Source organism: Candidatus Ruminimicrobiellum ovillum (assembly GCF_002392975.1).
GTDB lineage: Bacteria > Elusimicrobiota > Endomicrobiia > Endomicrobiales > Endomicrobiaceae > Ruminimicrobiellum > Ruminimicrobiellum ovillum.
Genome location: NZ_DGIC01000012.1, coordinates 1 through 20,667 on the forward strand (window position 1 = coordinate 1; position 20,667 = coordinate 20,667).

The window sequence follows — 20,667 nt, forward strand, 5'->3', positions numbered from 1 at the left end:
CTTTCATTCCTTCGTTTCTTGCAAATCCAAGACCGACATTTTGTTTTAAATCAACCAAAACTATTCTTTCGTCTTTTCGTTGATATTCTTTTATTATTTCCAAAGAATTATCAGGTGAACAATCGTTAACGATAATTATTTCAATATCTTTAAATGTTTGATTACAAACACTATCAAGGCACTGCCTTAAATACTGTTCTACATTATATACCGGAATGATTATTGATACTTTAATATTCGGCACTTTTTCCCCTACTTAAATTTCCGCCAAACATATTTATATAAATTATAATTTATTTGTATTAACAAAACTGCAAATTTATCTCTTAGCGGAACATTACTATCTGCTAAAATATTCCACTTATATTTTTTAATAAAATTTATCATTTCTTTTATCTTATCACTATTTTTTTTATCAACTTTTGCCATTTGGTTCAATGTACTAAACCTCGCATAAACTCTTCTTCTTAAAACCGCTTTTTTTAAATTCGGGAAAAGACTAACAATATCTGCCGCCATATTGTCTGTCATTTCAACTAAATCAAGTTTTGATTTATCAAAATTCTTTGTTACGATAGAATTTTCTCTTATAACATAATTATATTTTGCTAAATGTCCGCATGCTATTTCTTTTGATTTTATAAATAACTTGTATGTAATTGCTATATCTTCAAACAATTTTCCTTCGGGATATTTTATATTATCAAACAACGTTTTGTCGTAAAGTTTCGCCCAGGCCGATGTATCTATTCCGTCATTATACAAAAGTCTTTTTATACACTCTTGCGAAGATAATTTATAATCGGCTTTTATATCAAAAACCTTCTTTTTTTTACCTTTTTTTATGACATTATGGATACAGACAGACATTTTACAATTAAAAGTTTTTAAAATACTATAAAGATACTCAATATAATCCGGTTCTATATAATCGTCGGAATCAACAAAAGTAATGTAATTCCCTCTTGCAAATTTAATACCTTCGTTCCTTGCATTGGATATACCCTTATTTTGTTTTAAGTCAACAAGAATAATTCTTTCATCTTTTTGCCGATATTCTTTAAGTATTTGAAGGCTGTTGTCGGAAGAGCCGTCATCAATGCAAATTATTTCAATGTCTTTAAATGTTTGGTTTACTACACTATCAAGACATTGTCTTAAATATTTATCTGCATTATATATTGGAATGATTATTGATATTTCCGGACTATTCATTATTAAAAACCGTTCGTTAAAATGTTAAAAATACCGCTTATGAAAAGAAACTAAGTTATATAATAATATTAATATTTTATAAGACGATATAATATATATGCGAAAATATTTTAGTGAATAAAAATATTTCCTGTTACACTTTTCTATTTCAAATATTTTTCTAAAATTAACCTGTGTTTTAAAAGACAACAACTTAAAATGTTCCGCAACGGTAAACATGCAGTAATTAACATAGCTTTGTTTAAATATTTCAAATAAATTATTTTTAATCAGATAGTTTTTTATTTCCTTTAACATGTCTTTACAAAGAAAGATATACTCATCTTTTTTTATATTCGCTTGTGTGATTGAAGCATTTCTGTTTTTTCTGTAATATACAAGTCTTTTATTTAAAACATATATTCTCTCAGCATTAATCATTGATATATGTGCAAAGAAAGCATCATTATGCCTTCTTATGTTTTGAAAACAAATACCTTTTTCTTTTATGAAAGAAGTTTTATATAACTTGTCCCAACACCAACCCATATGGAACTGAAAAGCATATTTAGGAATATCCAGTGAGGAAAAAACTTCTTTGTTAGGGAGTAACTTATCTTTAATATTATTTTGTTCTTTAATGTTACCGTTATCAAAAGTATTTGATTTACAAATAACTATATCCGTATTATATTTTTCGGAACAATTGTACAACTGTTCAAGCATATCAGTCTCAAAAAAATCATCGGAATCCAAAAAAGACAAATATTTACCGTTCGCAACAGCTAACCCTTTGTTTCTTGCGGCACCCGCACCTTCATGTTGTTGGGTTATAATTTTAATTCTCGAATCTTTACTCGAATACTCATGCAGGATTTCCAAAGAAGAATCAGAGGAACCATCATCAATACAAATAATTTCAATGTCTTTAAGTGTTTGGTTTACCACGCTATCAAGACATTGTCTTAAATATTGTTCTACATTGTATACAGGAATTATGATTGATACTTTTACATTATCCATTTCATGATCCAAATTAAAATCTTTATTATTTTTTATTATAACACATAATATTACTTTTAAAAACTTCCGTCGTATTTCTTGTTAAAGAATTTTGCCATTAAAAAGCTATACCCCTTTTTTAACCAATTTGTTTTTTCCATATTAACAACGGGAATTTCTATATACTTTAATTCTTTTTTTTCTATCCACACATCAAGTAAAAGTTCCGAAACAAAGCCGAAAACTCTTGATTGATATCTATTATAGTCTGAAATATTTATTTGCTTTTCAAGTTCAAATAAAATACCAAATATAAACGAACAATATTGATTTACAAGATCTTTTTTCATAACAAACATATTAAACATATGCGCTGATTTCCTTTTCATTACACCATTAAATGCATTTAAATATTCGGGATATTTTTCTTTTATTATCTGTTTCGTCGTTTCCAAATCTTTTATATAGTGAGTATGTTTATAATGAGAATATAAAGTTTCTATGAAATAATGTCTTTTTGTCGGAAGAATAACATCTGTTTGTTTTAATATATTTTCCGCTTCCGACTTTTTTATTACAGTTGCAAGTTTATCGTTGCTTTTTGTTTTTCCTTTGAAGTGTCTTCTGTAATGAACAAGTCCAAGATAATCATAGTCTAAATTTTTCCATGCCCAATATAAACCCGTAAGCTCACACCAAAAAGGATTTTTTATTGATATATTTTCGCCGGTATTATCACCGATAAAACCAATTTTTTCCTTTCCTTCCGCACCTACATGCAACGGCAAAAAAATATCATCTTCGGGCATTTTATATTTTTTATGAGTTGCTACTACAATTTTTATATTCATGATTGTCTCTTTATTATTCTCTTTATTTTTCTGCAAAATTTTCCGATAACAATATAATTCATATTGAATTTAAGACATAAATAAAATAATATCATTACCATTTTCATCATTACAGTTAATTTTGCTATACTAAAATTGTTAACAAACTCTTCGTTATAATACAAACTTTTAAATTTATTATAATAGCTTATTAATTTTGAGAACGGTAAATTTAAACTTGTCAACTTTATTGCTGTCCTCGTAGATATATATTGATAGTAAATTTTTTTATATTCTTCATATTTATCATTTTCTATTAGCATTTTTTTTAATTCGTCAAAAGCATTAAATAAAGTAAAATCTCTGTTCATTCCATATACCGAAGAATTTTCTCTGTTAATCCTATAAAAGTAAATTTTATCATCTATAAATTTTATTTTTTCAGTTTTTATAAGGGTTTCAAAAAGAAAAACATCATCCTCATGCCAACAAAGTTTAAATGTAATTTTATTATCATCCAAAAACTGTTTTCTATAAATTTTCTGCCATACCGGTATAATAAACAACTCTACTTTAGGAATAAGCAAATTTTCCACACTACATTTATTCAGCACTTTAGCCGGAGCAACTTTCATATCAACAATTTGTTTTTGCAGATTATCGTAAAAATATTGAGATGCGGAAACAACATCCAAATCATTCCTTTCAATTTCGTTATATAAAACCTCAACAAAATCGTTCCTAACCCAATCATCCGAATCTATAAATGTTATATATTTTCCTTTTGCTATTTTTAAACCTTCGTTTCTTGCATTTCCTTGTTCTTTTGTTTGTATTAAATTTATAACTATAAATCTATCATCTTTCTTGGCATATTCTTTGATAATATCATAACTGCCATCGGTAGAATTATCGTTAACAACGATTATTTCAATGTCTTTAAATGTTTGGTTAATGACACTGTCAAGGCATTGTCTTAAATATTGTTCTGTATTGTATACAGGAATAATTATTGATACTTTCGGATTATTCATAAGTTTATATTTTACCGTTCCAATCTGTTTCTTTCGGAGTATTCCACACACTCTTCTTAAATTAAAGTTCTTTTTTGCTGAAGTTCAAAGCTGATTCTATAACCTGATCCATATCATAGTATTTATATTCTCCCAGCCTGCCGCCGAAAAAAACATTTTTTTCATTATCGGCCAATTCTTTATATTTTAAATATAAAGAATTATTTCTTTCATCATTAATCGGATAATACGGTTCATCGTTTTTAGTCCATTCTTTTGAAAATTCTTTTGAAATAACTGTTTTAGGAAAATCATTACCGTTTTCATCTTTACCGAACATAAACCATTTGTGCTCGATAATTCTTGTCCAAGGTGTTTCTTTATCGGTATAATTAACCATTGCACAATTTTGAAAGTTACAAACATTAAGTACTTCTTCATCAAAAAATACCGTTCTGTACTCTAAATTTCCAAATCTATAATCAAAATAAGCATCAATTGCACCGGTATAAACTATTTTACCCGCAATTGAATTATAATATTGTCTGTTTTTTAAATAATCTTCGTTTAATTTTATTTCTATACCTTCCAACATGTTTTCTACAAGCTTCGTGTATCCATTAACGGGAATTCCTTGATACAATGCATTAAAATAGTTGTTATCGTAAGTAAATCTCACCGGTAATCTTTTGATAATAAACGGCGGAAGCTCTTTACAGTTTCTCCCCCACTGTTTTTCGGTATATCCTTTTATCAATTTTTCAAAAACATCTCTGCCGACTAAACTGATTGCCTGCTCTTCTAAATTTTTAGGTTCTGTTTTTATTTCTTTTCTCTGCTCGTTTATTATTTTTTCGGCTTCTTCCGGTGTATTAATTCCCCAAATTTTGTTGAATGTAAACATATTGAAAGGTAAATGGTAGATCTCATTTTTATATTTTGCCAACGGAGAAAATGTAAAATTGTTAAAGCTGATAAATTTGTTTACAAAATTCCAAACAGTCTTGTTATTGGTATGAAAAATGTGCGGGCCATATTTATGAACATCTATACCTTCAATTTTTTCGGTATAAATATTGCCTGCAATATGGTTTCTCTTTTCTATTACCAATACTTTTTTACCTTTATCGGTTGCTTGTCTTGCAAAGACAGATCCATACAAACCGCTACCGACTACCAAATAATCATATTTCATATTTTTCTCTTAAAATAATTTTGTCACTCGCGTATTATATCAAAATGTCGTTATAATTGCTATAATACTGAATTATGGATATTAATATATGTTTTACAACTGATAATAATTATATACGACCATTGTGTAGTACAATGGCTTCAATATTAAAAAATATCAAAAATGAAACATCTTTGCATATTTTTATTTTGGAACATGATGTTTCGGATGAAAATAAAAATAAAATTTTAAGCTTAAAGGACATAAAAGATTGTGAAATATCTTTTGTAAAAATAAACATTTCTGTTTTTGACAATTTCCCTGATTTTCAGAACAATTATATCACAAAAACGGCATATTTTAGATTCCTGGTTGCAGATTTATTAAAAAATGTAGATAAAATATTATACCTTGATTGCGATATCATAGTATTACCGGGAATAGAAGAATTATTTATGCAGGACATAACAGATTTTTATATAGGTGCAGTAGAAGATGTTGCTTTTTATTTTGATATACTTTGCCCGATTAGATCTTTTGATACATACATAAATAGCGGAGTTTTATTAATAAATTTAAAAAAGTGGCGGCAAGAAAACATATCGCAAAAATTATTTGAAGCGGTAGAAAAATACGGAGCTGAACTTTATTATCTTGATCAAACCGCTATAAATTTGGTTTGTAAAGGTAAAATTAAACTTCTTGAACTCCATTACAATGTGCAAGTATTTATTTTACTTCAAATATGTGTTCTATTGAATCATCCTTTAAGAAAACGACTAATACAATCAATAAAAAAGCCTAAAATAATTCACTATACAGGCAAAAAAAAACCGTGGAATTCATATTGCCCATTGAGGAAATATTATTTGAAATATGAAAAGTTGACTCCGTTTGCCACAGATTACGATTTCAAATACAAATTAAAAATCTTTATGCAGTTTATATTTCTTCTTTTAAAAGATTTTTATTTTATTTTAAGATTTTTGTTATCACCGATAATAAAGATATCACAAAAACAATCTTATTTTGAAATAACACTGTTTTTTCATTTCAAATTCAAATTGTTCAAACAAAATTCTTTTTCATAAAATTAAGCATAGAAAACTTTTTGTTTTTTTAGTATATTGTATTGAAATCATGAAACATTTTAAACAATTTTTAAAGAATAAATTTCCCTTTGTTATAAAATTAAAATATATATTTCGTGCTATTTTTTTGGGTACGACACTAAAATATGTTGAAGTGCACATTGTTGACCATTGCAACTTAAAATGTAACGGTTGTACTCATTTTTCAAACATATCTGAGCCGAAGTTTTCGGATGCAAGGATATTGCATTTTCATCTTGGCAGATTAAATGAAATCTTCGGTAAAATAGATAAAGTTAGGCTCTTGGGAGGAGAACCGTTATTACATCCCGACATTATAAACATATTAAATATTTCGAGAGATGCATTGCCTTATTCCGAAATAGAATTAATCACAAACGGTTTATTATTGGATAAAATGCCCGAAGAGTTTTTTCGCACCTTACATAAAAACAAAATCTCGGTAGAAGTATCAAATTATATGCCTATTCAAAACAAAATAAAACAAATACAAGAAATGCTTTCTCTTTTTAAAATAAAACATTCAATAACACCAATGGTTATGGCTTTCACTGCAAATTTAAACCCCAAAGGTACTAACGATCGGGAAAACACCTTTAAAAACTGCAGGCATAAAATTTGCACAATATTGAAAGATGATTGTATTTATATTTGCCCGATATGTGCCTATATCGATAAATATAATAAATATTTTAATAAAAATATTCCCCTACCTAAAGGAATAAATATTCATTCCAATTCCGCAAAACAAATTTTAGAATATTTAAAGAAAAGTGTGGAAACTTGCAAATACTGTACCAATGACAGCAATTATATAAATTGGACATGCTCGAACAATCCAAAAGAAACGGATTGGAACGGAAAGACAAACTAAAAATAAATTTTATATTCATTTTTTATTTAATTTATTCCTTAAAATAGCAATATAATCTTTATATTCCTGTTGTTTGTTACTTCTGCCGAAATTATTGTTATGTAATCTTCTTCTCGAAGTTACAACGGGAATCTTTTTTATTTTAATATTTTTTTGCTGCAATCTTATTTGAAATTCTACTATATCACCTGCTTTTAAAACTTCATCAAAAGTCCCGACCTTATCAAACACTTCTTTTTTTATTATGGAGCAACCTGCAAGTGCACCAAAATAGTCGTCCGGTCTTGCTTTTAGTTTAGCTTTATCTGCATCCGACAGTTCCGGAGATACAAATTCATGAGACATACTGAAAACAGCTTCTAAAGTATTATCTTTTAAAAATTCATTATACAAGTTTGATATACCGTCTTTTTCCATAACATCATCGGAATCGACATATAAAATGTATTCTCCCTTAGCTTCTTTAAGCCCGGCATTTCTTGTTTTACCTATGTGAGAAAAATTCACTTCTATTGTTTTACACCCCAAATCTTCGGCTATTTGTTTTGTGTTATCCGTACAGGCATCACAAACAACTATTATTTCACTATCTTGTATATTTTGTTTTTTTACACTATCAATTGCCTCTTTGATATATCTTGAAGCGTTCTTTGCCGCAATTATTACAGAAATCATTTACTTAAAACTCCTTTCCTTAATATAGTTGCAATATATTTTTTAACAGCATCTGTATTATATTTTAATGACACATTTTTTCCGTGTATTCTTCTTTTATAAAGAACTTCGGGAATAATATTATTAACTTTAATACCTTTTTTAAAAATTCTATACAAAAATTCAGTGTCTTCCGATACATTAAAATTTTCATCAAAAAATCCGTATTTATCAAATAAAGATTTTTTCACAATACTGCTTGGCAAATATTGTTTAAAAACGTCTTCGACTTTTTTTTCATAAACAGCTCTTCTGTTTGTCTTAAGATTTTCATTCTCAAAAAAATTTTCGTATTTTGTAAAAACTATTTCACAATTAGGATGGTCTTTAAAATATTGCATCTGTTTGTTTATTTTATTCGGCAACCAATAATCATCGGAATCGCAAAAAGCAATATATTCTCCTTTCGAATTTTCAAGTGCTACATTTCTCGCAAAAGGAATGCCTTTATGTTCTATATAAAAATATTTTATATCTTTATATTGTTTTAATATTTCTTTTGTATTGTCTGTAGAGCCGTCATCTACAACAATAATTTCTATATTGTCGTAATTCTGGGCATAAATACTTTCTATAGCCTGTTTTATATATTTGCCGTTGTTATATGTCGGCATCATTATTGAAATCAACGGTTTATTTGTCATTTTTATTATCTTCTTTGAAAACAGGTTGCCAACCTTCACTTTCGTCAACATCGTGTATAGGATCGGCAAGTAACATTTCCTGGGCATCGGCATATTCCAAAACTTTCATCTCAAAATTATCTTGTTTGATAACAGTTTCATCGAAAACAGGATTTTTGGATGACTGTTCGCCTTCTGCAATTATTTCTTTTTGTAAAAGATCATCTATAAATGACTGCAATTTCTGTTCGATATCAGAAGGACAATTTTCTATTTTCTTTAAATTTTCAATGATTGTTTGTTTTGAGCAGCCGTCGAGTAAAGCCTGAAAAACAATACTTCCGCAATTGTTCATTGCATAATAAATTCCGGTTTCGGAATTAATTATTATGGCAATATTATTTGTCACATCCGCAAACATTTTTGTTTCATTCAATTTATACATTTTATAACTCCTTAATAAATTGTTTTAATATTTGAACATTTTTACTTAAATTCGATGATAAATTTATTTGATAAAAATTTAAATCTTTAATTAAAGATATCAACAATTTCATATAAGTCTTATCATCATCGTTACCCATTTGGCTTGCCGTAGAGTAAACCATTTGAGTAATAGCTCTGTTTCTGTCCGTTTTTTCTATTGTCGGTTCTTTTATATCTTTTATATTCGGGAAAACGATTGCTTTTACAGGCAGCTTTCTTGCCAATTTATCGTCATAATAAGATGTATTAAGCAAATATTTCGTATTATTATAATTATCGCATATAAATTCGGTCTTTAAATTCGGCATTTGCTTAAAAATATGAGGTGTTAAAGCTATCATGGAATATATAGGAGATGCACATAAATCATCGTTATTCTTACTTAATACCAAATAATCATCCGCAACATATTGAAATCCATCCAACAAACACGAAACCGCCAAAGTTGTTTTTCCGCTGCCGCCTATAGCACAAATCAAAACTCCTTTGTTATCTATTCCGACTGCAGCCGAATGAACAAGAGCCGAATGTTCGGATCTTACTATTTGACTTATAAGTCTAACAAACAAATGACCTTGTTTTGAAAGTGTTTCGTAAGAAAAATCTTCGGCTATAAAATAATATTTTTTTTCTTTCGGATTTTCGGCATTTATTATTTTATTTTCCGGATCTATTTTTATAAGTCGCTGACTTTGATAAGCTATCATTACATGCTTTGATTCATATTGTTCGTTGATAAAAGATGAAACTTCATCTTTCCATATATACAATGTTTCATCGTAGCTATTAACATCATCTTTTAACGAACAAGAAAAATACTGTTTTAGTTTCGGAATAAAATTTTCACAGGCAATTTGCAATCTTATAATTTTTACACCTAAATCCAAATATTTGGTAACGGTTGAAATTTTTTTTGCTTTTTCTTGGAAGTGACTATCCAAAAATTTATAGTATTTTTCTATAGACACTTTATCTACATTTAACACATAATTAATATATTTCATATTTCGAATATCCTGTTTGCGACTTTATCAAAAAACAAAGAGTTTATTACAGGCGTTTTTTGTATTATTTTTAAATAAAAAAATCGGCTTGTCAGTTTTAGTGCAAGAAAAAAATTAAATTTTTCTTTACCTTTTACCATATCTCTTACCTGTTCTTTCAATTGTTGTGCTTTAGAGAAGAACAAATGTTTTTTTGTATAAGCATGAAAAAATTTATTTTCTTGTCCGGATATTTGTATAGAAGAAATTATATTATCCGGAACGGTATTCGGCAAGAAATAATTTATTAACTCAAACATTATTTTTACTTGCGCAAGAGTATTTGTTTCTTTGGCATTCGTAACAACAAGGTTCCAATCTATGTTTCTATTATTTTTAGATATGTACACTACATCCAACAACCAAGAAATATTTTTATAAAAAGGTTGAGAATAGAGAATATTTTCATAACCGTTTGTAAGCAATAAAAGAATCATATCTTCGCTATCAGGTATAAGAACTTTAGAACCATAAAAATCATACTCTTTTGCTCTTTCAAAAATTTTTTTATCCGTTATTGTTGTATCAGTATCACTTTTAACAATCTTATTGTGAATATCAATTTTTAGTATATCCGATTTTCTTACTTCCGTAGCATGTTTATAAGATTCATTTATTTTAAAACCCAATTCTTTGCTTATCTTAACGGTTTTGTTTAAATTATCTACACCTACGGCACAATCCACATCTGCCATCATTCTCGCTTTATCAGGTTCGAGAATTTTCATAGCTGCACCTTTTATAAGTAAAACAGGAATATTTTGTTTATTCAATTCAACGATTAACAGTTTTAAACCTGACAACAACGAGATATTTCGATACTGAAACCATCTAAGGACTCCTTTTAGTCTCGGTTCAATATTTTTTGGGATTTCTATATGAGGATTATTTTGAAACAAAAGTGAAAGTAAAAAATTAAAGTTCAGATTTTCTTTTTCAATATTATAATCAAAATCGTATAACAAATGATCTATTTCTTCTTTTGTTACAACTTTTTTAATATATAAATTTAAAAGTATTTTTTCTTTTGGTGAAAGATTTAAAAATCTTGCAAAGAAATCAACATCCAACATCTTTGTTCTCCGATGTTAAAGTAATCCAAAATATGATAAAATATATTTGTTTATTATATCAAATTTTAAAATCATTATTAAAAAAATGTTTACAAAAAATAAAAATTTACCATTTATATTTACTTTAATTTTAACCGATTGTATTGCGTTTATTTTTTCTTTTATAGTTGCATTTTGTTTTAGATTTGATATTTTACATCCTGTGCATATATATTCTTTCTACAAATATCTTACTTTATCGATTTGTTTACTTCCGGTATGGATATTATTTTTAAATTTTTTTATAGGTTATAAGTTATTTTATATATCATCATTCGATTTATTTATAAAAACAGTAAAAACTACAATATCTTTCACTATTTTTATTCTTGCCTTAATTTTTATTATTAAAAGCGATACTTCAAGACTGTTAGTTGTTTTTATAACAATAAACTTAATTTTTTTTACATTAACTTTCAGATATCTTTTCAAGAAAGTAATTGCATACATTGTATATAAATTGGATATACGAAATAATCTTTTGATTATAGGCAAAAATGTGCGAAAATATAAAAAAGTTTTCAGTAATAATTATATAAATAAAGTTTTTTATTATCCGTATCCGTTGGAAACAAAAAACATAGAAAGTTTAAAAAGTGCATCTGTCAGAAAAAGTATAAAAGAAATTATTATTGTAAATTATTCAATAAAAGATGAAGAATTTTTATCTTTATGCGATTGGGCTCAAACAAATGAAATAGCTATAAAAATTTTACCTACAGAAGCACAAATGACAAAAGATAAAATCATATTAGATGATACTTTAGGTATTCCGATTATATTATTAATAACTAATCCCGTAAGAGAAATCGACTACTTTTTGAAAAGGATTTTAGATATTGTTTTGTCTGCTATTTTATTGATTATATTATCACCTATATTTTTAATTATAGCAATTTGTATAAAAATAGAAAGTAAAGGACCGATATTTTATAAACATTTAAGAGTGGGTTTTAACGAAAAAGAGTTTTATCTTTATAAATTCAGAAGTATGGTTGATAATGCGGACAAAAAAACCGATACATTAACAAAAAACAGTTTGCAACAAAACGGAGCTTTCTTAAAGCTGGAAGAAGATGACAGAATAACGAAAGTAGGAAAATTCATAAGAAAATACAGTATTGATGAATTACCTCAACTTTTTAATGTATTAAAAGGAGAGATGTCTCTTGTAGGTCCGAGACCAATAGTTAAGTGGGAAGTAGAACAAATAAAAAAAATATATCACAACTACAGTTATAAAAAGATGTTTAAAGTTTTACCCGGAATAACAGGATTATGGCAAGTGTCGGGAAGAAGTTTGTTAAGTGATGAAAAAAGGTTGGAACTTGAAATATTTTATGTTGATAACTGGTCTTTAAATTTAGATATAAAAATATTACTTAAAACCATTATTGCCGTCATTTTTCATAAGGGAGCGTATTAACAATTATTAATTATTAATTAGTAATTAGAAATTGACGACAACATTTAAAAACGAAAAGCAGGAAAAGCAAACGGCAATGGCAAGCTACAAACTATAAAAAAAAGACTCGGAATTTTTACCGAGTCTTTTTCTTTTTATATTTACACTTATATTTTTTTATTTCAAACCTAAAACATCTCTCATATCATATAAGCCTGCAGGTTTATCGTTAATCCACTTTGCAGCTCTTAATGCTCCGGCTACCAGACATGCTCTCGATGTTGCTTTGTGAGATATTTCTATTACTTCTCCCTCACTTGCAAAATATACGGTATGATCTCCGCAAACGTCTCCGCATCTTACCGCGTGAACTCCGATTTCTTCCGGTTTTCTTAATGTTTGCGTTCCGTGTCTTCCGTATACTCCCACATCGTTTAAACTTTTGTTGTGACCTGCAGCAACTGCTTCGGCAAGCCTTATTGCCGTTCCCGAAGGAGAATCTTTTTTCTTGTTATGATGAATTTCAACTATTTCAACATCATAGTTAGGAATTTTCTTTGATATATTTTCAACTATGTCGAGTAAAAGATTTATTCCAGTTGACATATTGGGAGCAAAAACTATAGATATTTTTTCCCCTGCTTTTTTTAACACTTCTTTATTTTCATCTGTTAATCCGGTTGTTCCTATAACAAGTTTTGCATTTTTCTTAAGAGCAAGTTCTACATTTTTCATTGTATTTGAAGCGATTGTAAAATCTATTATTATATCTCCCGCATTTACTACGGACTCCATATCACTCGATTTTACTATTAAAGGATTTTTATTACCTATTGAAGGAGAAGAATCTATTTCCGTTCCTGCAACGATATTAAAATCTTTATCCTGTTTTGCCATATTTATTATTGCACTACCCATTCTGCCGCATGCACCACAAACTATTATGTTAGACATATTAAACTCCTTAAAATTTTGCTACGCAAAATTTTGATGCACAGATGTATAGAGGAACGGAGGCCCTCTATACCTCTTATATTAAATTGTAACTTTTTAATGTTTTTCTTAAACTTTCTTTATGTTCGTCCGATAATGAACACATAGGAAGTCTCATTTCATCGGAACATATACCCATCATAGCCATTGCTGCTTTTACCGGGATAGGATTTGTTTCTATAAACATTGCTTTTACCAGCGGTAACCATTTGAAAGCAATTTCGTTTGCTTTATCCAAATCTTTTTTTAACATTGCATTAACCAAATCCGCAACAACTTTAGGACAGATGTTAGATAATACCGAAATAACACCTGTTCCGCCGATAGCCATTATAGGAACCGTTAAAGCATCGTCACCGGATATTAAATCCATTTCCGGAGCAAGTAATCTTATTTGTGACATTTGATCGAGTGAACCCGAAGCTTCTTTTACAGCAACAATATTCTTACAATCTTTTGCAAGCTGTGCTATTGTTTTGGGTTCTATATTTACCGCAGACCTTCCTTGAATGTTATATAACACAACGGGAATATCTATTGCATTTGCAACTTCTTTGTAGTGAAGATACAAACCTTTTTGTGTAGGTTTATTATAGTAAGGAGCAACCAACAAAACTCCGTCGCAACCTACTTCCTGAGCATGTTTTGATAATCTTATTGCTTCTGCCGTAGAGTTAGAACCTGTTCCTGCAATAACTTTTAATTTTCCTTTAGAAAATTCTACGGCTTTTTGTATAACTTCGTCGTGTTCGGCATGCGACAATGTTGCCGATTCACCCGTAGATCCGCAAGGAACTATACCTGTAATTCCCGCTTCTATCTGCATATCAATTATTTTTTTGTATGCATCAAAATCAACCTTGTTGTTTTTTAACGGTGTTACGATTGCTGTAAAACTACCTGAAAACATAAAATCTCCTATACGACAATTTATAATTTACAATTTATAATTAACAACTAACTACGAGATCCCGCATCAAGTGCGGGATGACAAATTATTTTATTTCTTTAGACATCAAATCTTCTATTGTTTCCGCTTTTCTTATTACTTTTACTTTAGAACCTTTAACTAAAACTTCAGCACCTCTCGGTCTTGAATTATATTGGCTTGCCATAGCTCTGCCGTAAGCACCTGCACATTCGGCGACAATAAATTCTCCTTGTTCAAATATCGGAAGTGTTCTGTCTTTTGCAATAAAATCTCCGGATTCGCATACAGGACCTACAACATCTGCAACCTGTTGTTTTTTAGATGATTTCTTTACAGGTATAACACTGTGATACGATTCATATAGTGCAGGTCTTATCAAATCATTCATAGCCAAATTTGTGATAATAAAATTTTTCGGACCTGAAGTTTTTCTATACAAAACTTCTCCGACCAATATTCCGGCATCACCAACGATTGCTCTTCCGGGTTCAACAATTATCGTTTTATCTTTGTATTTTGAGTATACAGACATAACCATCTTTCTTAAATCTATAGGTTTTTGAGGTTTGTCCGCAGCTGCATATTTTATTCCGAGACCTCCGCCGATGTCGATATATTTTATTTTCATTCCGTTGGATTCCAATTTATCTATTAAAGCAGATATTTTTTTTGCAGCCAATTTGAAAGGTGTTACATCCAAAATTTGCGAACCTATATGACTGCCTACTCCGACAATTTCTATATTTTTCATTTTTGACGCTTTCATATAAATATCAAAAGCATCTTCATATCTTATACCGAATTTATTACCTTCCTTTCCTGTTGTTATATATTTATGTGTATGAGCATCAACATTCGGATTAACTCTAAACGAAATCCTTGCCTTCTTTTTTAATTTTCCTGCTATTTTATTTATTTGTTCCAATTCTTCAAAAGATTCGATATTGAACATCAAAATGTCACTTTTTAACGCAAACTCTATTTCCTTTGAAGTCTTACCTACACCCGAGTAAACTATTTTACGAGGATTAATTCCCGCTTTTAAGGCTCTGTAAAGTTCCCCGCCGGAAACGATATCAGCTCCGGCACCAAGCTTTGCCAACAATTTTAATATGGCATAATTTGAATTTGCTTTCATTGCATAACAAATTATACTGTCAACACCTTTAAAACCTGTTTTATATGCATTAAAATTAGCTTCTAATTTATCTTGTGAGTAGATATAAAGCGGCGTATTATATTTTTTCGCCAAATTTGATACAGCAACCTTTTCAACAAACAATTCGTTTCTTACGTACTTTAACATTTTTTTATGTCACTCCTGCTTATACTCGAATATTTCAACTTAAAATGATACCAAAATAGAAGATAAAAGGCAACGGCGGGAACGACAAACAACTACAAACTACTAACTATCAACTAAAAACGGATTTTTAATTTGCAATTTACAAGTTGAAAATTATAATCTATAATCTAAGTAAGTGATTGAAAAAAATTTATTAAATTGCATTAAAACAAAGATTTTTATATTGAGCATATTGTATATTTTAATATACATTAATTCGTTTTAAAGAATATTAAATAATACAATACAAAACAAGAAAACATGAAAAATAAATTTCAGTTGGTATCAAACTTTAAGCCTTCCGGTGAACAGCCGATGGCAATAGACAAACTTTACAATAACCTTAAAAACGGTAAAAACTCACAAGTGTTGTTAGGTGTTACCGGTTCCGGTAAAACGTTTGTTATGGCAAACTTAATAGAAAAACTGCAAAGACCGGCACTTATAATTTCCCCCAACAAAATACTTGCAGCACAGTTATATTCGGAGTTTAAATCGTTTTTCCCGAACAATGCGGTAGAATATTTCATTTCTTACTACGATTATTATCAACCCGAAGCATATATTCCGGCAACAGATACATACATTGAAAAAGATTCTTCCGTAAACGATCATATAGACAGGCTAAGATTAAAAGCTACAACTTCAATACTTGAAAGAAACGATGTTATAGTTGTTGCATCAGTATCAAGTATATATAATCTCGGTGCTCCGGAAGATTATCAAAATATGTGCGTAAAAATATCGGTGGGACAAAAAATTCCTATAGATAATTTGTTAAGAGAACTTATTTCCATACATTATGAAAGGAACGAAATAGACTTTTTCAGAGGAAAATTCAAAGTTAAAGGCGACACCGTTGAAATTTTCCCCGCATATTTGGAAACGGCAATAAAAGTAGAATTTTTCGGTGACGAAATAGAAGAAATTAAAGAGTTTGACCCGATATCCGGTAAAATTTTAAATAAAAAAGAAGTTTGTTATATATATCCGGCAAAACATTTTGTTACAAGTAACGATAAACTTAAAATTGCTTTAAAAAATATTGAAGCGGAACTTAACGACAGAGTAGCTGTTTTAAAATCGGAAGGAAAACTTCTTGAAGCGCAAAGATTGTTACAAAGAACAAAATACGATATGGAAATGTTGCAGGAAACAGGTTTTTGTAACGGAGTGGAAAACTATTCAAGGCACCTTGCATTAAGACCTGCCGGTTCAAGACCTACAACTTTAATCGATTACTTTTTGTCTAACCCGGACACTTCCGACTTTTTGTTAATTGCCGACGAATCTCACATTACATTACCGCAAATCAGAGGAATGTACGAAGGAGACAGAAGCAGAAAACAAACTCTTATAAATTTCGGGTTCAGGTTACCTTCCGCGCTCGATAACAGACCGCTAAAATTTAACGAATTTGAGTCTATAATAAAACAAAGTGTTATGGTATCGGCAACTCCAGGAAAGTATGAGTTGGATAAATGTAAAAACGATATAGTAGAGCTTGTTATAAGACCTACCGGTCTTGTAGATCCCGAAATAATTATTCGTCCGATAGACGGCCAAATTCAGGATATGATAAAAGAAATAAAAAAAGTTGTAGCTAAAAAACAAAGAGTTCTTATAACCACATTAACCAAAAGAATGTCGGAAGATTTAACAGCATACTTAAAAGATCAGGGGTTTCGTGTGGAATATATGCATTCCGAAATAGAATCGTTAAAAAGAATAGAAATTATAAGAGATTTAAGGTTGGGTAAATTCGATATTCTTGTAGGTATAAACCTTTTAAGAGAAGGTCTTGATTTACCCGAAGTAACACTCGTGGTAATTTTGGATGCGGATAAAGAAGGATTTTTAAGATCGGAACAGACATTAATACAAACCTGCGGCAGAGCAGCAAGAAATGTTGACGGCAGAGTAATTTTCTATGCGGATAAAATTACAGATTCCATGGACAGAGCTTTAACGGAAATGCAAAGAAGAAGAAATAAGCAACTTGAATATAATAAGATTCATAAAATAACTCCGAAAACAATTATTAAAGCAATTGCTAATTTGGAAGAATTCCAAGAAAAAGTTAAAGATGAAAAATTAATGGTATTATCGGAAGAAGCAGACGAAAAATATATAACGACAAAAAACATCGACAGTATTTTAAAATCGTTGGAAAAACAAATGAAAGAAGCTGCCGATAATTTGGATTTCGAATCCGCCACACTTTTCAGAGACAGAATAAGAGATATCAATTCAATGTATTCAAAAAATTCCGCAACAAAATCTTTCCCGAAACGCCAACGACAGAGGGATAGAGGTATGGAGGTATAGAGGAATGGAGCTTATTAAAAATTTGCAAAGCAAATTTTAGCTCATGGCTTATTAAAAAATCCTACGGATTTTTTGCTTATAGTTTATAACGACAACAGCGAGATCCCGCATCAAGTGCGGGATGACAGAATAACAATACGACAATTGATAATTTATAATTTACAATTTATAATTAACGACCAACGATGAGATCCCGCATCAAGTGCGGGATGACAACAACAGACTAACAATTACAAACTATCAACTATAAACAATAATTTTATTATTTTTTAATCCTGGACATTAGATAGATTCCGACGATACCGAACAGAATATTCGGAAGCCAAGCGGCAAGCCAAACATTTACAATTTGATTTTCACCTAAACTCAAACATACCGCCTGAATACACCAATATATAAAAGAAAATATAAGTGCAAAGGTAAAACTTATAATTTTACCGAATTTATTTCCAAGACCTAACGCAAAAGGTATACCTATCATCATAACTATTATGTGTGCAAAAACATTTGCAAATCGAGAATGATATTTTATTTGTTCTTTTAAAGTATTTTGTCCTAACATCTGTTTTTTCCGAATATATTCTTTAAATGTTTTTAAATTCATTTGTTCGAATCTTGTATCTTTAACTATTAAATCTTGAGGTTTAACCGTAAATCCGAAAACTTTACTGTCGAAATATTGTTCGTTCCAATTATTTTTATCATCAAAAGTTCTCGTCACACCGTGTTTCAACAACCAACCGCCGTTTGTATAAACACCTTCACCCACAACAATGTTTTTCGTAAGATAATATTTATCGTTATACTCATCGATAATAATATCTCTCATATAATTTTCTTTTATATTTAAATAACCGATAGACATTCTTGAATTGTTAGGTAATGTAACAATAATATTTTTGTGCTCGCTTTCTATTTCGCCGAACTTTTTCTTTTTTATTTTAACTTTCTTTACATATTCGGCCTTAACCACGGTATGAGGAATAACAAACTCCCTCATACAAAAATCAAATACACCTATACAAAAACCTAAAACCATAAAAAGAGAAATTATTCTCCAAAGATTTACACCCGAAGCTTTAAGAGCCGTTATTTCGTTTCGTTTTGCAAGTTCTCCCAAAGAAAAAAGCAGTGCAAGCAACACAGATACCGCAAAAACATCTATCATCCACCACGGTAAACTAAGTAACAGATACTCCATTATCGTAAAGAACGGAGTTTTTAGTTCCATATACATACTCATTTCTCTGAAAAACTCCGAAATCATAACGATAAAACCGAAAGCAAAGGATATAAACACCAACGGTTTTAAAAATTGTTTTGATATGTATGTATAAATTTTTATCATTTTATTTTTTTAACATTTTCCTAAACAAAATTATTCCGACTACAGCTAAAACAAAATCAGGCAGCCACATTATATAACAAGAAGACACATAACCTTTTTCACCTACATTCATAGATATAACCAAAAACAGATAATATATAAATATTACGACTAAACTCATACCGAAACCTATAGCTTTACCGCCTTTACCGGCCATGATTCCCACAGGAATTGCTATTAAAACAAACACTATAGGTGCAACGGCAACAGTCCACCTGAGCCAATATTCATTCGTATACATATTCCTTTCAAGTGCATTTTTTTCCGTTTCATTTATTTTTTTTCTGAGTTTTTTTGAGTTCAACTCTCTTAAAGATTCATCCGAAAAATCTATACTTGAACCGATAGGTATAGAAAATTTATAGGTTTTAAAATTCATATGTATCATACAGCCCAATTCGTTGGGATCCGTTCGTTGCCAATATCCGTCGTATAAAGTTAATTCAACAACATTATGATTCACTCCTATAGTTCCGTAAGAAGCCGCTATTCTCCACGGAATATATTCCGTTTTTCTGTCTTCGCCTTTATTTTCTATTTTTTCGAATTTATAAATATTTACTCCACTTAAAGTATTATTTTTAGAATCTACTTCATGAGCATATATTTTATATTGTCCTATTGAGGTTATTGTTTTTTCGTTAAATTTAGCAAGCGGCGCTTCGGTAAGAATTTTTTTGTATAAAGTTCTGAAATACATGTGTGTTGACGGAGACAAATAATGATTAAACCAAACTAAACCTATGCTCATGAAAACGACAAAAACAATTATCGGCATAGACAATGTTTTATAAGTTATTCCCGTAGCTTTCATAACGGTAATTTCGTTATCTTCGGCAAATCTTCCGTAACTTAGTAATGCACCGAATAAAATTGCCATAGGTATCGTGAGAGTTAAAATATTAGGAATGATAAGAATAAACAACTGTGCTATTAAACCAAGACTTACACCTTTTGACAAAAACAAATCAACAAGCTGAAATATTTGGTCCAATAACAATATGGCAGAAAATATTATAAGCCCGAAAACAAACGAACCTATAAATTCCTTTAGAATATATCTGTGTAATATTTTTATCATGGTAAACTACAAGAAAGAAA

At 29.5% G+C, this 20,667-nt stretch carries 20 protein-coding genes; 4 read left to right on the top strand and 16 right to left on the bottom strand.

What is annotated here, in order from left to right; all coding sequences use genetic code 11:
* The 6 genes from B2Y85_RS06850 to glf form a co-directional block, all read right to left on the bottom strand.
* Positions 1-244, bottom strand: a 244-nt coding sequence (locus B2Y85_RS06850) for a glycosyltransferase family 2 protein (protein ID WP_372519737.1), incomplete at its 3' end; no start/stop codon positions are given.
* 8 nt (positions 245-252) lie between these two features.
* Positions 253-1,215, bottom strand: a complete 963-nt coding sequence (locus B2Y85_RS06855) for a glycosyltransferase family 2 protein (RefSeq protein WP_372519738.1) — start codon at positions 1,213-1,215, stop codon at positions 253-255.
* 24 nt (positions 1,216-1,239) lie between these two features.
* Complete coding sequence (locus B2Y85_RS06860) at positions 1,240-2,217, bottom strand: glycosyltransferase family 2 protein (protein ID WP_372519739.1); 978 nt, start codon at positions 2,215-2,217, stop codon at positions 1,240-1,242.
* Between the two features lie 56 nt (positions 2,218-2,273).
* Complete coding sequence (locus tag B2Y85_RS06865) at positions 2,274-3,047, bottom strand: DUF4422 domain-containing protein (protein ID WP_372519740.1); 774 nt, start codon at positions 3,045-3,047, stop codon at positions 2,274-2,276.
* Positions 3,044-4,060 carry a glycosyltransferase family 2 protein gene (locus tag B2Y85_RS06870; RefSeq protein WP_372519741.1) on the bottom strand — a complete coding sequence of 339 codons (1,017 nt, stop codon included), beginning with the start codon at positions 4,058-4,060 and terminating at the stop codon, positions 3,044-3,046. The genes B2Y85_RS06865 and B2Y85_RS06870 overlap by 4 nt, the downstream gene beginning before the upstream one ends.
* 61 nt (positions 4,061-4,121) lie before the next feature.
* Complete coding sequence (glf, locus tag B2Y85_RS06875; protein WP_372519742.1) at positions 4,122-5,234, bottom strand: UDP-galactopyranose mutase; 1,113 nt, start codon at positions 5,232-5,234, stop codon at positions 4,122-4,124.
* Positions 5,235-5,308: 74 nt separating this feature from the next.
* Between glf and B2Y85_RS06880 the strand changes: the two genes are divergently transcribed.
* Positions 5,309-6,304 carry a glycosyltransferase family 8 protein gene (locus B2Y85_RS06880; RefSeq protein WP_372519743.1) on the top strand — a complete coding sequence of 332 codons (996 nt, stop codon included), beginning with the start codon at positions 5,309-5,311 and terminating at the stop codon, positions 6,302-6,304.
* A 49-nt stretch (positions 6,305-6,353) separates the two neighbouring features.
* The gene (locus B2Y85_RS06885; RefSeq protein ID WP_372519744.1) at positions 6,354-7,199 is read left to right on the top strand and encodes a radical SAM protein; all 846 of its coding nucleotides are present in this window, start codon (positions 6,354-6,356) and stop codon (positions 7,197-7,199) included.
* Between the two features lie 15 nt (positions 7,200-7,214).
* Here B2Y85_RS06885 and B2Y85_RS06890 read toward each other — a convergent pair whose 3' ends face one another.
* Genes B2Y85_RS06890 through B2Y85_RS06910 form a run of 5 tightly spaced genes read right to left on the bottom strand, consistent with a single transcriptional unit; the run spans position 7,215 to position 11,138 of the window.
* Positions 7,215-7,874, bottom strand: a complete 660-nt coding sequence (locus B2Y85_RS06890) for a glycosyltransferase family A protein (RefSeq protein ID WP_372519745.1) — start codon at positions 7,872-7,874, stop codon at positions 7,215-7,217.
* Positions 7,871-8,557: a glycosyltransferase gene (locus B2Y85_RS06895; protein ID WP_372519746.1), complete on the bottom strand. Its 687-nt coding sequence runs from the start codon at positions 8,555-8,557 to the stop codon at positions 7,871-7,873. The genes B2Y85_RS06890 and B2Y85_RS06895 overlap by 4 nt, the downstream gene beginning before the upstream one ends.
* Positions 8,547-8,981 carry a PqqD family protein gene (locus tag B2Y85_RS06900; protein ID WP_372519747.1) on the bottom strand — a complete coding sequence of 145 codons (435 nt, stop codon included), beginning with the start codon at positions 8,979-8,981 and terminating at the stop codon, positions 8,547-8,549. Before B2Y85_RS06900 ends, B2Y85_RS06895 begins: the two co-directional genes overlap by 11 nt.
* A gap of 1 nt (position 8,982) precedes the next feature.
* Positions 8,983-10,026: a hypothetical protein gene (locus B2Y85_RS06905; RefSeq protein ID WP_372519748.1), complete on the bottom strand. Its 1,044-nt coding sequence runs from the start codon at positions 10,024-10,026 to the stop codon at positions 8,983-8,985.
* Complete coding sequence (locus tag B2Y85_RS06910) at positions 10,023-11,138, bottom strand: nucleotidyltransferase family protein (RefSeq protein WP_372519749.1); 1,116 nt, start codon at positions 11,136-11,138, stop codon at positions 10,023-10,025. The genes B2Y85_RS06905 and B2Y85_RS06910 overlap by 4 nt, the downstream gene beginning before the upstream one ends.
* 85 nt (positions 11,139-11,223) lie before the next feature.
* Here B2Y85_RS06910 and B2Y85_RS06915 point away from each other — a divergent pair, with 85 nt between their 5' ends.
* Positions 11,224-12,603 carry a sugar transferase gene (locus B2Y85_RS06915; RefSeq protein ID WP_372519750.1) on the top strand — a complete coding sequence of 460 codons (1,380 nt, stop codon included), beginning with the start codon at positions 11,224-11,226 and terminating at the stop codon, positions 12,601-12,603.
* Positions 12,604-12,759: 156 nt separating this feature from the next.
* Here B2Y85_RS06915 and dapB read toward each other — a convergent pair whose 3' ends face one another.
* The 3 genes from dapB to lysA form a co-directional block, all read right to left on the bottom strand.
* Positions 12,760-13,536 carry a 4-hydroxy-tetrahydrodipicolinate reductase gene (gene dapB / locus B2Y85_RS06920; protein ID WP_372519751.1) on the bottom strand — a complete coding sequence of 259 codons (777 nt, stop codon included), beginning with the start codon at positions 13,534-13,536 and terminating at the stop codon, positions 12,760-12,762.
* A gap of 76 nt (positions 13,537-13,612) precedes the next feature.
* Positions 13,613-14,485 (bottom strand): 4-hydroxy-tetrahydrodipicolinate synthase, encoded by an 873-nt coding sequence (gene dapA, locus B2Y85_RS06925; protein ID WP_372519752.1) that lies wholly within the window; start codon positions 14,483-14,485, stop codon positions 13,613-13,615.
* A gap of 85 nt (positions 14,486-14,570) precedes the next feature.
* Positions 14,571-15,812: a diaminopimelate decarboxylase gene (gene lysA / locus B2Y85_RS06930; protein WP_372519753.1), complete on the bottom strand. Its 1,242-nt coding sequence runs from the start codon at positions 15,810-15,812 to the stop codon at positions 14,571-14,573.
* Positions 15,813-16,112: 300 nt separating this feature from the next.
* On the opposite strand from lysA, the gene uvrB reads away from it, so the two are divergent.
* Positions 16,113-18,179 carry an excinuclease ABC subunit UvrB gene (gene uvrB, locus B2Y85_RS06935; RefSeq protein WP_372519754.1) on the top strand — a complete coding sequence of 689 codons (2,067 nt, stop codon included), beginning with the start codon at positions 16,113-16,115 and terminating at the stop codon, positions 18,177-18,179.
* A gap of 262 nt (positions 18,180-18,441) precedes the next feature.
* On the opposite strand, the gene B2Y85_RS06940 is transcribed toward uvrB, so the two are convergent.
* Positions 18,442-19,527 carry an LptF/LptG family permease gene (locus B2Y85_RS06940; protein ID WP_372519755.1) on the bottom strand — a complete coding sequence of 362 codons (1,086 nt, stop codon included), beginning with the start codon at positions 19,525-19,527 and terminating at the stop codon, positions 18,442-18,444.
* Position 19,528: 1 nt separating this feature from the next.
* Entirely contained in the window at positions 19,529-20,647 is a 1,119-nt protein-coding gene (locus B2Y85_RS06945; protein WP_372519756.1) for an LptF/LptG family permease, read from the bottom strand.
* Positions 20,648-20,667: the final 20 nt, after the last annotated feature.

Excerpts from the sequence above, each read along its gene's own strand:
- B2Y85_RS06855 (WP_372519738.1), bottom strand. The coding sequence starts at position 1,215 with ATGAATAGTCCGGAAATATCAATAATCATTCCAATATATAATGCAGAT.
- B2Y85_RS06860 (WP_372519739.1), bottom strand. The coding sequence starts at position 2,217 with ATGGATAATGTAAAAGTATCAATCATAATTCCTGTATACAATGTAGAA.
- B2Y85_RS06865 (WP_372519740.1), bottom strand. The coding sequence starts at position 3,047 with ATGAATATAAAAATTGTAGTAGCAACTCATAAAAAATATAAAATGCCC.
- B2Y85_RS06870 (WP_372519741.1), bottom strand. The coding sequence starts at position 4,060 with ATGAATAATCCGAAAGTATCAATAATTATTCCTGTATACAATACAGAA.
- glf (WP_372519742.1), bottom strand. The coding sequence starts at position 5,234 with ATGAAATATGATTATTTGGTAGTCGGTAGCGGTTTGTATGGATCTGTC.
- B2Y85_RS06880 (WP_372519743.1), top strand. The coding sequence starts at position 5,309 with ATGGATATTAATATATGTTTTACAACTGATAATAATTATATACGACCA.
- B2Y85_RS06885 (WP_372519744.1), top strand. The coding sequence starts at position 6,354 with ATGAAACATTTTAAACAATTTTTAAAGAATAAATTTCCCTTTGTTATA.
- B2Y85_RS06890 (WP_372519745.1), bottom strand. The coding sequence starts at position 7,874 with ATGATTTCTGTAATAATTGCGGCAAAGAACGCTTCAAGATATATCAAA.
- B2Y85_RS06895 (WP_372519746.1), bottom strand. The coding sequence starts at position 8,557 with ATGACAAATAAACCGTTGATTTCAATAATGATGCCGACATATAACAAC.
- B2Y85_RS06900 (WP_372519747.1), bottom strand. The coding sequence starts at position 8,981 with ATGTATAAATTGAATGAAACAAAAATGTTTGCGGATGTGACAAATAAT.
- B2Y85_RS06905 (WP_372519748.1), bottom strand. The coding sequence starts at position 10,026 with ATGAAATATATTAATTATGTGTTAAATGTAGATAAAGTGTCTATAGAA.
- B2Y85_RS06910 (WP_372519749.1), bottom strand. The coding sequence starts at position 11,138 with ATGTTGGATGTTGATTTCTTTGCAAGATTTTTAAATCTTTCACCAAAA.
- B2Y85_RS06915 (WP_372519750.1), top strand. The coding sequence starts at position 11,224 with ATGTTTACAAAAAATAAAAATTTACCATTTATATTTACTTTAATTTTA.
- dapB (WP_372519751.1), bottom strand. The coding sequence starts at position 13,536 with ATGTCTAACATAATAGTTTGTGGTGCATGCGGCAGAATGGGTAGTGCA.
- dapA (WP_372519752.1), bottom strand. The coding sequence starts at position 14,485 with ATGTTTTCAGGTAGTTTTACAGCAATCGTAACACCGTTAAAAAACAAC.
- lysA (WP_372519753.1), bottom strand. The coding sequence starts at position 15,812 with ATGTTAAAGTACGTAAGAAACGAATTGTTTGTTGAAAAGGTTGCTGTA.
- uvrB (WP_372519754.1), top strand. The coding sequence starts at position 16,113 with ATGAAAAATAAATTTCAGTTGGTATCAAACTTTAAGCCTTCCGGTGAA.
- B2Y85_RS06940 (WP_372519755.1), bottom strand. The coding sequence starts at position 19,527 with ATGATAAAAATTTATACATACATATCAAAACAATTTTTAAAACCGTTG.
- B2Y85_RS06945 (WP_372519756.1), bottom strand. The coding sequence starts at position 20,647 with ATGATAAAAATATTACACAGATATATTCTAAAGGAATTTATAGGTTCG.